Raw genomic sequence first — 13124 nt, forward strand, 5'->3', positions numbered from 1 at the left:
CGCCAGCAGCCGACACTTTTCCGAACTGCGGTGCGATGCCTGCTGACGGGAAGTCAAGACGGAACCAGCACGAAGCGCGATCCCGCACCAATGAGAAGAGCCAGAAAAAGGGCCGGAAAAGATCCGGCCCCCTCCGTGCATCAGCCCGCGTCTGGCGGCATCGCGCGCCCACCATCCGCCTTCGCGGCCGGCGGCACATCATCCAGCCGCTCGCCCAGCAGGCGGCGCACGCTGACGAAGAACACCGGGATCAGCAGCAGGCCGAGGAAGGTCGCGAACAGCATGCCGCCGATCACGCCCGTGCCCAGCGCATGGCGCGCGTTGGCGCCGGCGCCGCTGGACAGCGCCAGCGGCGTCACGCCCATGATGAAGGCGAAGGACGTCATCAGGATCGGGCGGAAGCGCATGCGCGCGGCCTCGATCACCGCCTCGCGCAGACTCTTTCCGGCGGCGCGCTCAAGCACCGCGAACTCGATGATCAGGATCGCGTTCTTGGCCGCCAGGCCGATCACCGTGACCATGCCGATCTTGAAGAAGATGTCGTTGGACAGCCCCGGCCGCAGCATCGTGAACACCACCGCGCCGAGGATGCCCAGCGGCACCGCCAGCAGCACCGCCACCGGGATCGACCAGCTCTCGTAGAGCGCGGCAAGGCACAGGAACACCACCACCACCGACAGCACCAGCAGCAGGGTCGCGGTATTGCCGGCGATGATCTCCTGGTAGGACATGCCCGCCCAGTCGTAGCCGAAGCCCGCGGGCAGCTCTTCGTCGACGATCCGCTCCATGGCGCCCATGGCCTCGCCGGAGCTGTGGCCCGGCGCCTGGGAACCGACGATGTTCACCGCCGAATAGCCGTTGTAGCGGGTCAGCGAGGGCGTGCTCATGGTCCACTCGGCGTCGACCACGTTCATCAGCGGGATCATGTTGGGCGTGCCGTCGGCGTTCGGCGCTGCCGGCGTGTAGAAGCGCGACAGCGAACCGGGGTCGGTGCGGTAGGGCGCATCGGCGCGCATGTTGACGCGCTTCACGCGGCCGTCGGCGAAGTAGTCGTTGACGTACACCGGCGCCAGCATCAACTGGATCGCGCTGTAGATGTCGTTGACCGACAGCCCCATGGCCTGCGCCTGCACGCGGTCGACGGTGAGCTTGAGCTGCGCCGCGTCCTCGAGCGTGTTGGGCCGCACCGCGGTCAGCGATGGATCCTGCGCCGCCGCGCCCAGCAGCTGGTTGCGCGCGGCCGTCAGCGCCTCGCGTCCAAGGCCGGCGCGGTCCTGCAGGTACATGTCGAAGCCGCCGAACTGTCCCAGGCCCTGCACCGTGGGCAGGTTGACCACGAAAATCTGCGCGTCGCGGATGCCGTACAGCGCGCCGTTGGCCTCCTGGATGAAGTCCTGCACCGTGCCGTCGCGCTCGCCCCAGTCGGTGAGCTTGATGAACGCCATGCCGACGTTCTCGCCCTGGCCGACGAAGCTGAAGCCGGCGATCTGCATCATGCCTTCGTAGCCGGGCACCTGTTCCAGCGTGGTGCGCACGTCTTCGAACACCGCCTGCGTGCGCTGCAGGGTCGAGCCCGGCGGCAGCTGCACGATGGCCATGGCATAGCCCTGGTCTTCTTCCGGCAGGAAGCTGCCCGGCAGGCGCGTGAGCAGCACGCCGGCGAGCACGGTCAGCGCGGCGAACACCAGCATCCAGCGCGGCGCGTGGCGCACCGCACCGCTGATGTGGCGCACATAGGTGGCCGCGATGCGGTCGTAGTACTTGTTGAAGGTGCGGTAGACCACGTTCTGGCGCTTGCCGCCGTCGGGCGCGTCGGGGTCGGGCTTCTCGTGTTGCTTCAGGAACGTCGCGCACAGCGCCGGGGTGAAGCCCAGCGCCAGGAACGCGGAGAAGCCCATCGCCACGGCGATCGTGATCGCGAACTGCTTGTAGATCTCGCCCGAGGCTCCGCCCTGCAAGGCGCTTGGGATGAACACCGCCGCCAGCACCACGGTGATCGCGACCACGGCGCCGGTGATCTGGTCCATGGCCTTGATCGTGGCCTCGCGCGGCGGCAGGTGCTCTTCGGCCATGATCCGCTCGACGTTCTCGATCACCACGATCGCGTCGTCCACCACGATGCCGATCGCCAACACCATCGCGAACAGCGTCAGCTGGTTGATGGTGAAGCCGATCATGCTCAGGCCCAGGAACGTGCCCAGCAGCGCCACCGGGATCACCAGCGTCGGAATGATGGTTGCGCGCAGGTTCTGCAGGAAGATCAGCATCACCAGGAACACCAGCACCATCGCCTCGATGAGGCTCTTCACCACTTCCTTGATCGAGATGGTGACGAAGGTGGTGCTGTCGAACGGGCTGAACCACTCCACGCCCTGCGGGAAGCTGCCCTGCAGCTCGTCCATGCGCGAGGTCACGCCCTCGGCCACGGTGAGCGCGTTGGCGCCGGGCAGCAGCTGGATCGCGAATGCGCCCGTGGGCTGGCCGTTGAACTTGCTGTCGAAGCCGTAGCCCTGGGCGCCGATCTCGATCCGCGCCACGTCTTTCAGGCGCACGGTGCTGCCTTCGGCATCGGCGCGCAGGATGATGTCGCCGAACTGCTCGGGGGTGGCGAAGCGGCCCTCGGCCGAGACCGTGGCGGTGAAGCCCTGGCCCTCGGGTGCCGGGTCGGCGCCGATCGATCCGGCGGCGAACTGCACGTTCTGGCCGCGCACCGCCGCCAGCACCTGGGTGGCCGACAGGCCGTAGCCCTGCATCCTGTCCGGGTTGAGCCAGATGTTCATGGCGTACTCGGAGCCGAACTGCTGGGTGCTGCCGACGCCGGGCACGCGCGCGATCTGCTCCAGCACGCTGGCGCCGATCAGGTTGTTGAGCGCGTTGCGGTCGAACGACGGCGTCGACGAACGCAGCCCCACCACCATCAGGAACCCGGCATTGGCCTTGGCCACCACCACGCCCTGCTGGGTGACCTCGGTCGGCAGGCGCGGCGTGGCCAGGGCGACCTTGTTCTGCACCTGCACCTGGGCGATGTCGGCGTCGGTGCCCGTCTGGAAGGTCAGGGTGATGCTGGCGCGGCCGGACGAGCTTGAGCTCGAACTGAAGTACAGCAGGTTGTCGATGCCGGTGAGCTGCTGCTCGATCACCTGGGTGACCGCGCGCTCGGTGGTGGCGGCGTCGGCGCCGGGATAGCTTGCACCCACGGTGACCTGGGGCGGCGCGACGTTGGGATAGGACTCCACGCCCATGTTGAGCAGCGCGATCACGCCCGAAAGCGCGATCAGGATGGAGATGACCCAGGCGAAGACCGGATGGTCGATGAAGAAACGAGGCATCGGGGTCAGCCCTGCGCGGCGGCGTCGGCGGCGGTGTCATCGCCTGCGGGCGTGGCCGCGTCGGGATGGCCTTCGGCCGGTTCCGGCGAAGCGGCCGGGGCCGACGGAGGCGCGGCGCCCTGGCCGGCCGGCGCGGCGCCGGGAGCGCCAGGCGCCGCGGACGGCTGCCACGGCGTGGCGGTGGCAGGCTGCCCCGCCTGCGCGCGCTGCAGCCCGGACACGACCACGCGGTCACCCGTGGCCAGGCCTTCGCTGACGATCCAGCTGCCGGCCTCGGCGCGCGCGGTGGTGATGTCCTTGCGGACCACGATGTCGTCGGCACCCACGACCATCACATAGGGGCCGGTGGTATCGCGCTGCACCGCGGCCTGGGGCACGGTGAACACGCCGTGCTGCACGCCCAGCGTGGCCACCAGGGTCACGTAGGTGCCCGGCAGCAGGCGGCGGTCGGGATTGGGCAGCGTAGCCCGCAGCGACACGGCGCCGGTTTCCGGGTCGACGACGTCGCCCGAGAAGTCGAGCTCGCCGGCGTGCTCGTAGACGCTGCCGCCCGGCAGCAGCACCTGCACGGCCACCGGACCCTCGCGATCAAGCTGCATGCCGCGCACTTCGTCGAGTTCGCCGGCGCCCATGCTGAAGTTCACGTACAGCGGGTCGATCTGGTCGACGGTGGTCAGCAGCGTCGCCGCGCCTTGGCCGACCAGCGCGCCTTCGGTGACCTGCTGCTTGCCCGCGCGGCCGGAGATCGGCGCGCGCACGGTGGCGTAGCCGAGGTTGATGCTGGCGCTGTCGACCGCCGACTGCGCGGCCTGCACGGCGGCGTTGGCGCTGCGCTCGGCGGCGAGCGCGTTGTCGAGGTCGGACTGCGAGATGAAGCGCTCCGGCGCAAGGCTGCGCGCGCGCGTGGCGAAGGCGCGCGCATTCGCCTGGTTGGCGCGCGCCTGGGCGAGCGCGGCCTGCGCCTCACCGGCGGCCGCGCGCAGCGGCGCCGGGTCGATCTCGAACAACACCTGGCCCTTTTCGACGTCGCTGCCTTCCTGGTAGACGCGGCGCTGGATCACGCCGGGTACCCGGGCGCGCACGTCGGCGCTGCGGTAGGCCGCGAGGCGCCCGACCAGGTCGCGTCGCAGGGGCTCGTTGGACGGCTGTACGGAGATGACTCCGAGCTCGGGCGGGGGCGGCTGCTGGGCCTCCTGTTCGCCGCCGCATGCGGCCAGCGTCACGGTCAGGAAGGATGCAATCAGGATGCGCCGCATGGGTGCCTCTCGGGATGAATGGCGAAACAGGTCGGCAAGTATGACGCCGCCGGGGGCGCTCGCGCCGTGCCTGAAGTCAGGGATCGCCGACGCGCACATGGTGCAGTCCGCGTGACGAAACGATGTGAATGCCGCGTGGCCAGCCCGTGGATACGGCCCCGGCGCCCGTTACGGCGCCGTCCCGCCACCGGCGACGGCGCGCGCGGCCGCCCCGAGGTCCGCCGCCAACGCAGCGGGATCCACGGCTGGTCCGGCATGGGCGGCCACGCCCAGGCGGGGCACCGGCAGCGCGGCGTCCAGCAGCCCCAGGTAGTCATCGCGGCGCTCGAACGCCGGGTCGACCGCGCAGCCCACCCAGCCCAGCAGGCGGCAGCCGTCGGCGGCGATCGCGCGGGCGCTGAGCCGGGCGTGGCTGAGGCAGCCCAGGCGCAGGCCCACCACCAGCAGCACCGGCAGCCGCAGCGCACGGGCGAGATCGGCATGCTCGATGCCGTCGGCAAGCGGCGACAGCCAGCCGCCGGCGCCTTCCACCACCACCGCGTCGGCACCCGCCGCGAGCCGTGCGTACGCCGCCAGCACGGGCGGCATGGAGACCTCGATGCCGGCGGCGCGGGCCGCGAGCTGCGGCGCGGTGGCTTCGGGCAGCGCCCACGGATTGACGTCGGCGTACGCGGGCACGGGAATGCTGGCGGCCTGCAGGGCCAGCGCATCTTCGTTGCACGCGCCCTGCGCCGTCGCCTCGCAGCCCGCCGCCACCGGCTTCATGCCCACCGCGCGCAGCCCGCGCGCGCGCAGCGCATGCAGCAAGGCCACGCTCGCCACGCTCTTGCCGACGCCGGTGTCGGTGCCGGTCACCAGCACGCCCCGCGCTACACTTGGACTCATGTTCACCACGCAGAGTCTAAGCGGCGACAAGCCGCAGCAGTACGCCCAGCTCGCCGCCCAGGCGCGCGCCCTCCTCCATGGCGAGCGCGACCGCATCGCCAACGCGGCCAACCTCTCGGCGCTGGTCTACCACGCGCTGCCGGAGCTCAACTGGGTCGGCTTCTACTTCTTCGACGGCACCGAGCTTGTGGTCGGCCCGTTCCAGGGCCAACCCGCCTGCGTGCGCATCCCGCTCGACCGCGGCGTCTGCGGCGCCGCCGCGCGCACCGGCGAAACCCAACGCATCGAGGACGTCAACGCGATCGCGGACCACATCGCCTGCGACGCCGCATCGCGTTCGGAACTGGTGGTCCCGCTGTTCCACGCCGGCGCGCTGGTCGGTGTGTTCGACCTCGACAGTCCGGTTCCGGCCCGGTTCGACGTTGAAGACCAGAGGGGACTCGAGGAGATCGCAGGCGTGTACGTGGAATCGCTGGGGACATGAGCGCGCAACCGCTCAAGATGCGCAACATCGGCCCGAAGTCGGCCGCATGGCTGCGCCAGGTGGGCCTGAGGACGCCGGAAGACCTCATCGAAGCGGGGCCGCTGGAGGCGTTCATGCGCATCAAGCGCGCAGGCTTCAAGCCCAGCCTCAACCTGCTGTATTCGCTTGAGGGCGCGCTCTGCGACTGCCATTGGCAGGACGTGCCCAACGAGCGCCGCGTCGAGCTGGTCGCCGCCGCCGAGGCCGCGATCGCCGAACTGCCGCCGCCGCGCAACCGCCCGCCGGCGGGCCCGGTGACCACCACGATCATGCAGGATGACGACGCCAGCTGAGCCGCCCCGTGCCGGGACGCTTTTGTAGGAGCGCCTTTGTGGGAGCAGCTATAGCTGCTCCTACAGGCCGAACAGGCGGGGCAGTCCGGGCACTCCCGCCGCCAGCACCAGCGCCAGCAACAGCAGCGTCTCCATGGCTTCGATGCTGGCGCCCAGGCAGTCGCCGGAGATGCCACCCAAGCGGCGCTTCCAGTAGACGCCGATCAGCGGCACCAGCGCCAGCGCCACCAGCAGCGGCGGCGCAACGAACACGCTTGCTGCCGTCAGCACCGCGGCCCACAGCCACACCGCACGCATCCCCAGCTTCCACGAGAAGCGCTCGGCCATGCCCGCCTGCTGGATCGGCGGCAGGCGCCGGCTCCACCACAGCGTGCCCCAGCGCGCCCAGGCCGGCAGCAGGACGATGCCGTACCACCAGGCCGAACCCGCAAGTTCCGCCAGCAGCACCAGCTTAAGCAGCAGCTGCATGACCAGCATGACCGCGCCGAACACGCCGATATGCGGATCCTTGAGCACTTCGAGGAAGCGACCGGGGTCGCGATGCGCGGCACCCATGGCGTCGGCGACGTCGCTCATGCCGTCCAGGTGCAGGGCGCCGGTGACCCAGGCCCACAGCGCCAGCGCCAGCACCGCCGCCAGCCACGGGCGGTCGTCCAATGCCCACAGTGGCAGAGCCAGCAGCAGCCCGATCGCGATGCCGACCACGGGGTGGTAGACGGCCGAATGCGTGAGGTCGTCATCGCGGAAGTCCTTCACCTGCGGCGTCGGGATCCGGGTGAGGAACTGGAAGGCGAGGATCAGGCGGCGCAGGCTCATGGTTGCGCGAGCTCGATCAGTTCACCCCAAGGCAGACCATCTTCGCCGGCCTCCACGCGCACGCGCAGGCGCGTGCCGTAATCAATGCGCAGCGCCCACAGCGCCGCCAGCGGCAGCCCGCAGGCCTGCGACAGCGCCATGCGCAGCGCGCCGCCGTGGCTGACCACGAGCACCGGGCCGTCGCTGTCACCGGCATCGGCGAGCAGGGCCTGCAGGGCGGCGGCGATACGGTGTTCGAACAGCTCCCAGCGCTCGCCGCCGGGCGGTGGGTTGCGTCGCGGATCGGCGTGGAAGGCGGCGAGCGCGTTGGCCCGCAGCGCGTCGCCGCGCTGCCCGTCCCAGTCGCCGAAGTCGAATTCGGCCCACTGCACGACCGTCTGCACCGCCAGGTCCAGCGGCCGGGCGAGCGCCAGCGCAGTGTCGTGCGCGCGGCGCAGCGGGGAGCTGATCGCCCGCGTCCAGTGGATGCCGGCGTGGCGCAGGCAGGGCGCATCGACGGCGCCCGGGCACAGCGGTGGATCGCTGCGGCCGTCCATGTGGCCGCGGCGGCCGGTATCGGCATGGCGAACGAAGTCGACGATCACGCCGGCGTCGCCCCGGCCACGGCCGCCTCATCGAACGTGGCCATGTCGTTGTGCAGGGCGCAGGCCAGGCGCAGCAGCGGCAGCGCAAGCGCCGCGCCCGAGCCTTCGCCCAGGCGCAGGTCGAGCCGCAGCAGTGGCGTCGCACCCAGCGTGTCGAGCACATGCCCGTGACCGCGTTCGGCCGAACAGTGCGAGAACAGCAGCCAGTCGCGCACGCCCGGGTTGAGCCGCACCGCGGCCAGCGCCGCGACCGAGACGATGAAACCATCGACCAGCACCGGGATCCCGCGCTGTGCGGCAGCCACCATCGCGCCCGCCATGGCCACGATCTCCAGCCCGCCAACGCGGCGCAGCGCCTCGAGCGGCGGCTGCGGCGCGGCGACGATCGCGGCGCCGTGCAGGGCCAGGGCGCGTTCGACCACGGCCTGCTTGTGCGCGATGCGCGCGTCGTCCAGGCCGGTGCCGGCACCAACCAGATCCGCCACCGGCAGCGCGGCCAGGGCGCAGGCCAGCGCGCTGGCTGCGGTGGTGTTGCCGATGCCCATCTCGCCCAGCAGGAGCAGGTCCGCGCCGCTGCCGGACTCGTCCACTGCGCGACGGCCGGCGCCCAGGGCGTGCGTGACGCCTGCATCATCCATCGCCGCGTCCACGCTCAGGTCGCGGGTGCCGCGGCAGGGCTTGTCGACGGTGGCCCCGGGTAAGGGGCCTTCGGCCAGCGTTCCCACGTCGCGCAGGTGCAGCGGCAGGCCGAGCTCGCGCGCCAGCACCGCGATCGCGGCGCCGCCTGCGGCGAAATTCGCCAGCATCTGCACGGTGACCTCGGCCGGATAGGCCGACACGCCCTGCGCGACCACGCCGTGGTCGCCGGCGAACAGCAGCACCGGCACACGTGCGGCGCGCGGGCGGTCGGTCGCCTGCAGGGCGGCGAGTTCGACGGCCAGCGTTTCCAGCCTGCCAAGGGCGCCCGGCGGCTTGGTCAGGCAGCGCTGCCTGGCCTCCGCGCGGGCCGCATGCTCCGGCGACGGCGAGGCGCAGCCCTGATTCCACCACGATGCGCTCATCGGGTTCCGTATCGACGTTGAAGAGAGCCCATTCTATCGGCGCGCTGCCGTGCCGGGCGGGCGCATCGCTTTGGCGCGGGTGCCGTGGATGCCTTAGACTGCCGCCACTTTCTGGTGACCCGCGGGGATTCCCCCAAGGGTTGAAACGGGAAGCCGGTGACCTTCCGCCAGCCGCATGGCCGACGAAGCACTCCGGCGCTGCCCCCGCAACGGTAAGCGTGGAACACCCCGGCAATCCGCCACTGTGCATCGCACGGGAAGGCGCCGGGGCTGGAGCGGCTGCATCGCTCCGCCCGCGAGTCCGGAGACCGGCCAGGAAGATGACTGGTTGCGACGCGGAGGGCGTGGCGGCGGCAGTGCGCCGTGTCTCCCCACGTCGGCCTACCGTCACATCTCCCCGGACGCGACTCCCAACGACCCTGTCGCGCGGGCGTGCGCGATGCATGGAGATACCGATGAAGCCGCAATACCAGCTCCTTTCCCTCGCAGTGGCGCTCGCCCTGTCCCCGGCCGCCGCAGCCAGCGGCGCGGCACAGGCCACCGACCTCGACACCCTCATCGTCACCGCCACCCGCACCGCGATCAACGCCGAGGACAGCAATGTGCCGGTGCAGGTGATCGACCGCGCGGTGATCGAGCGCAGCCAGGCGACGTCGCTGGTCGACCTGCTGCGCGGACGCGCCGGCATCAACCTCGCCAACCAGGGCGGCCCCGGCAAGCTGTCGTCGGTGTTCCTGCGCGGCACCGAGTCCGATCATGTGCTGGTGATGATCGACGGCGTGCGCATCGGCTCGGCGACATCCGGCATGGCCGCGTTCCAGGACCTGCCGCTGGACCAGATCGAGCGCGTCGAGATCGTGCGCGGCCCGCGTTCGAGCCTCTACGGCTCCGAGGCCATCGGCGGCGTGATACAGATCTTCACCCGCCGCTCCGCTGAAGGCGAAGGCCTGCGCTCCAACTTCAGCCTGGGGGTGGGCAGCAACAGCCTGCGCCAGGCCAGCGCCGGCATCGGCAGCAACGGCGAACGCGGCTGGTTCCAGGCCCAGGGCGCCTGGCAGCGCACCGACGGCATCGATTCCTGCCGCGGCACCGCCGAAGGCTGGGGCGCCGGCTGCTTCGCCGACGAGCCCGACCGCGACGGCTACCGCAATACCTCGGCGAGCGTGCGCGGCGGCGGCAAGGTCGGCGAGACCGTCGAGCTGGAGGGCCACGTGCTGGTCGCCGACGCCTTCAACGAGTACGACGGCAGCATCTTTGGCGGCAACGAGGCCGACACCCGGCAGCAGGTCTTCGGCGGCCGCCTGGGCTGGCGCCCGGGCCAGCGCACCGACGTCAACGTCCGGATCGGCCGCGCCGACGACAAGTCGGACAACCATTTCCACGACCACGCCAGCGGCACGCGGACGTTTGCCAGCACCTTCGACACCCGCCGCGACACCGCCTCGGTGCAGGGCGACTTCGCCGTCGCCGAAGACCACCTGCTCAGCGCCGGCGTCGACTGGCTGCGCGACAAGGTCACCAGCAGCACCGACTTCACCGTCAAGGACCGGGACAACACGGGTCTGTTCCTGGCCTGGCAGGGCAGCTTCGGCGCGCACAGCCTCGAAGCCAGCGCGCGCCATGACGACAACGAGCAGTTCGGCGGTCATTCCACCGGCAGCCTCGGCTACGGCCTGAAGTTCGGCAACGGCTTCCGCTTCACCGCCAGCGCCGGCACCGGCTTCAAGGTGCCCACCTTCAACGACCTCTACTACCCCGGCGCCTTTGGCAACCCGGACCTCGAGCCCGAGGAATCGCAAACGCTGAACCTCGGCATCGCGCAGTTCGGCGAGGGCTGGAACTGGACCTTCAACGCCTTCCGGACCGACATCGACGAACTGATCGGCTACGACCTGGACTTCGCCCTGCTCAACGTCGAGGAAGCGCGCATCCGCGGTGCCGAGCTGACCGGCTTCGTGTCGCTGGCCGGCTGGGACATCAACGCCGAGATCAGCCACATCGACCCGCGCAACCGCAGCGCCGGCACCAACCACGACAACTGGCTGCAGCGTCGCTCGCGCAACACCGCGCGCGTTGACGTGGACCGCGCGTTCGGCGCCTTCCGCGTGGGCGTGACCGGCTTCGGCAGCGGCGCGCGCTACGACGACGCCGCCAACTTCATCCGCCTGCCGGGCTACGGCACGATGGACCTTCGGGTGGAGTACGCGATCAACGACGAATGGACGCTGCAGGCGCGCGCCAGCAACGTGTTTGACCGCGACTACGAAACGATCGCGTGGTACCACCAGCCGGGACGGGAGTACGGGCTGACGCTGAGGTACCAGCCAGCCCGGTGACCCGCAGGCCCCTTGCTTTCGTGGTCGCGGCCATAGCCGCGACCCGGTGGCGATGATCTGGCGGTCGCAGCTCCAGCTCTCCTGCAGGAGGGTCAGCGGTACAGGAGGGTCAGCGGCGGGTGCGCAGGCCGGCCAGGGCCGCCAGGTCGTCCAGAACGGCGACGGCTCCCGCCCTTTCCAGGTCGAAATCGCGCGGATACCCATGCCGCAGCAGTACCAGGTCCATGCCGGCCGCCTTCGCGGCGCCGGCATCGGCTTCGGAATCGCCCACCATCAGCGTGTCCGCCGCGGCCGCGCCGTGCAGCGCCGCCAGGTGCAGCAGGGGCATCGCGCTCGGCTTGCGCTCGGCCAGGGTGTCGCCGCCGACGACGTGGGTGAACCAGCGATCGATGCCCATCGCCTCGATCAGCACGCGCGCCATGCGCTCGGGCTTGTTGGTGGCCATGGACATCGCCACGCCGGCATCCGCCAGCGCAGCCAGCGTCTCCGTGGTGCCCGGATACAGGCGCGCGTGCAGCAGCAGGCACGCTTCGTAATGGAACATCAGCCGCGGCATCACCGCGTCGACATCGGCATCGCTGCCAGCGTGGCGCAGCGCGCTGTCGAGCAGCACGTGCGTGCCCAGGCCGATCCACGCGCGCACGGTGGCTTCGTCCTCGCGCGCATGGCCGAGTTCTTCCAAGGTGCGGTTGACCGCCTCGGCGATATCGGCCGCCGAGTCCACCAGCGTGCCGTCGAGGTCGAACAGCACCAGCTTCCAGGGAAACACCATGTCATCTCCGCGCCGCGCACGATGCCGGCGCCAGTCCCCAAGCCTACATCGCGCCGCGGTCAACGGCGCTGCGACGCCATCCACCCGCTGCATGCCGTCAGTCGACGGCGAGCGCGTCCTCCGGGAACAGCGTCGCCTGCAGCCGCGCTTCTTCGCGGTCACGGAAACCCGCAAGGCCTACGCCGACCAGCCGATACAGGGTGGAGGGCGGCAGCTGCACGCGGTCGCGCAGGGCGAACGCGATCGCGATGAATTCGGCCTCCGTGGCGGGCGGGGCATCGGGCGTGAAGCTGCGCGTGATGATGCGGAACTGCGCGGTCTTGAGCTTGAGCACCACGGTGCGGCCGACACGCTCGGTCTTGCGCGTTGCGGCCCAGGCCTTGGCGGCGATGGCGCGGATCGCATCATCCAGCTCGTCCAGGCGCAGGTCGGCGGCGAAGGTGTCTTCGCTGGAAATCGACTGCACCGGCTGGTTGGGCTCGACCGGACGCTCGTCGATGCCGCGCGCGCGCCGGTACAGGCTGGCGCCGAAGCTGCCGAAGCGCCGCTGCAGGTCATCGAGTGCGAACGCCCGCAGGTCGCCGACCGTGGCCACGCCGATGTCGGCGAGTTTCCGTTCCATCACCTTGCCCACGCCGGGAATCTTGGCCACCGGCAGCGGCGTCAGGAAGGCCTCGACCTGGGACGGCTTGACCACGAACTGGCCGTCGGGCTTGTTCCAGTCCGAGGCGATCTTGGCCAGGAACTTGTTCGGCGCGATGCCGGCCGAGGCGGTGAGCGCGGTCGCCTCGCGGATCTCGGCGCGGATCATGCGCGCGCTCTCGGTGGCGCTGGGCGAAGCGACCTTCGGCGCGGTGACGTCGAGGTAGGCCTCGTCCAGCGACAGCGGCTGCACCAGGTCGGTGTGGCGCAGGAAGATCGCGCGCACCTGCTTCGACGCCTCCTTGTAGCGCGCGAAATCCGGCGGCACGAACACCGCATCCGGGCACAAGCGCTCGGCACGCACCGCGGGCATCGCCGAGCGCACGCCGAACACGCGCGCCTCGTAGGACGCCGCGCAGACCACCGAGCGCGCCCCGCGCCAGGCCACCACCACCGGGCGGCCGCGGAGGCCGGGATCGTCCCGCTGCTCCACCGACGCATAGAAGGCGTCCATGTCGATGTGCAGGATCTTGCGCATGCCCTCATTATCCCGCAGCCGCGGCCAAAGGACCCTGTGGGAGCAGCCAAAAGACCTGTGCGAGCGGCTATAGCCGATCCTGCAAGGGC

11 protein-coding genes and 1 riboswitch are annotated in these 13124 nt (G+C 70.7%); of the genes, 3 read left to right on the top strand and 8 right to left on the bottom strand.

Annotation, left to right across the window (positions count from 1 at the left end):
* Nucleotides 1-140 precede the first annotated feature (140 nt).
* The 3 genes from ACW7GZ_RS03315 to bioD form a co-directional block, all read right to left on the bottom strand.
* A complete protein-coding gene (locus ACW7GZ_RS03315; RefSeq protein ID WP_457000950.1) occupies nt 141-3329 on the bottom strand; it encodes a multidrug efflux RND transporter permease subunit in 3189 nt (1062 codons plus the stop codon).
* 5 nt (nt 3330-3334) lie between these two features.
* The gene (locus ACW7GZ_RS03320) at nt 3335-4585 is read right to left on the bottom strand and encodes an efflux RND transporter periplasmic adaptor subunit (RefSeq protein ID WP_457000948.1); all 1251 of its coding nucleotides are present in this window, start codon (nt 4583-4585) and stop codon (nt 3335-3337) included.
* A 168-nt stretch (nt 4586-4753) separates the two neighbouring features.
* Nucleotides 4754-5476: a dethiobiotin synthase gene (gene bioD / locus ACW7GZ_RS03325; protein ID WP_457007824.1), complete on the bottom strand. Its 723-nt coding sequence runs from the start codon at nt 5474-5476 to the stop codon at nt 4754-4756.
* Here bioD and ACW7GZ_RS03330 point away from each other — a divergent pair.
* Entirely contained in the window at nt 5469-5954 is a 486-nt protein-coding gene (locus ACW7GZ_RS03330; RefSeq protein WP_457000944.1) for a GAF domain-containing protein, read from the top strand. The two genes, bioD and ACW7GZ_RS03330, sit on opposite strands and share 8 nt — an antisense overlap.
* Nucleotides 5951-6286, top strand: a complete 336-nt coding sequence (locus ACW7GZ_RS03335; protein WP_457000943.1) for a TfoX/Sxy family protein — start codon at nt 5951-5953, stop codon at nt 6284-6286. Before ACW7GZ_RS03330 ends, ACW7GZ_RS03335 begins: the two co-directional genes overlap by 4 nt.
* Before the next feature lie 60 nt (nt 6287-6346).
* Here ACW7GZ_RS03335 and cobS read toward each other — a convergent pair whose 3' ends face one another.
* From cobS to cobT, 3 genes are read right to left on the bottom strand one after another with little or no spacing between them, the layout of a single operon-like run.
* Nucleotides 6347-7102, bottom strand: a complete 756-nt coding sequence (gene cobS, locus ACW7GZ_RS03340) for an adenosylcobinamide-GDP ribazoletransferase (RefSeq protein ID WP_457000941.1) — start codon at nt 7100-7102, stop codon at nt 6347-6349.
* Nucleotides 7099-7686, bottom strand: coding sequence for a histidine phosphatase family protein (locus ACW7GZ_RS03345; protein WP_457000940.1), 588 nt, complete (start codon nt 7684-7686; stop codon nt 7099-7101). The genes cobS and ACW7GZ_RS03345 overlap by 4 nt, the downstream gene beginning before the upstream one ends.
* A complete protein-coding gene (gene cobT, locus ACW7GZ_RS03350; protein ID WP_457000938.1) occupies nt 7683-8747 on the bottom strand; it encodes a nicotinate-nucleotide--dimethylbenzimidazole phosphoribosyltransferase in 1065 nt (354 codons plus the stop codon). Before cobT ends, ACW7GZ_RS03345 begins: the two co-directional genes overlap by 4 nt.
* Before the next feature lie 95 nt (nt 8748-8842).
* A riboswitch (cobalamin riboswitch) is annotated at nt 8843-9078 on the top strand.
* A 124-nt stretch (nt 9079-9202) separates the two neighbouring features.
* Here cobT and btuB point away from each other — a divergent pair.
* A complete protein-coding gene (gene btuB, locus ACW7GZ_RS03355) occupies nt 9203-11083 on the top strand; it encodes a TonB-dependent vitamin B12 receptor (RefSeq protein WP_457007826.1) in 1881 nt (626 codons plus the stop codon).
* Between the two features lie 109 nt (nt 11084-11192).
* Here btuB and gph read toward each other — a convergent pair whose 3' ends face one another.
* The gene (gene gph / locus ACW7GZ_RS03360) at nt 11193-11852 is read right to left on the bottom strand and encodes a phosphoglycolate phosphatase (protein ID WP_457002792.1); all 660 of its coding nucleotides are present in this window, start codon (nt 11850-11852) and stop codon (nt 11193-11195) included.
* Between the two features lie 100 nt (nt 11853-11952).
* A complete protein-coding gene (gene dinB, locus ACW7GZ_RS03365; protein WP_457000935.1) occupies nt 11953-13035 on the bottom strand; it encodes a DNA polymerase IV in 1083 nt (360 codons plus the stop codon).
* Between the last annotated feature and the right edge of the window lie 89 nt (nt 13036-13124).

It is taken from the genome of Luteimonas sp. A537 (assembly GCF_054052065.1).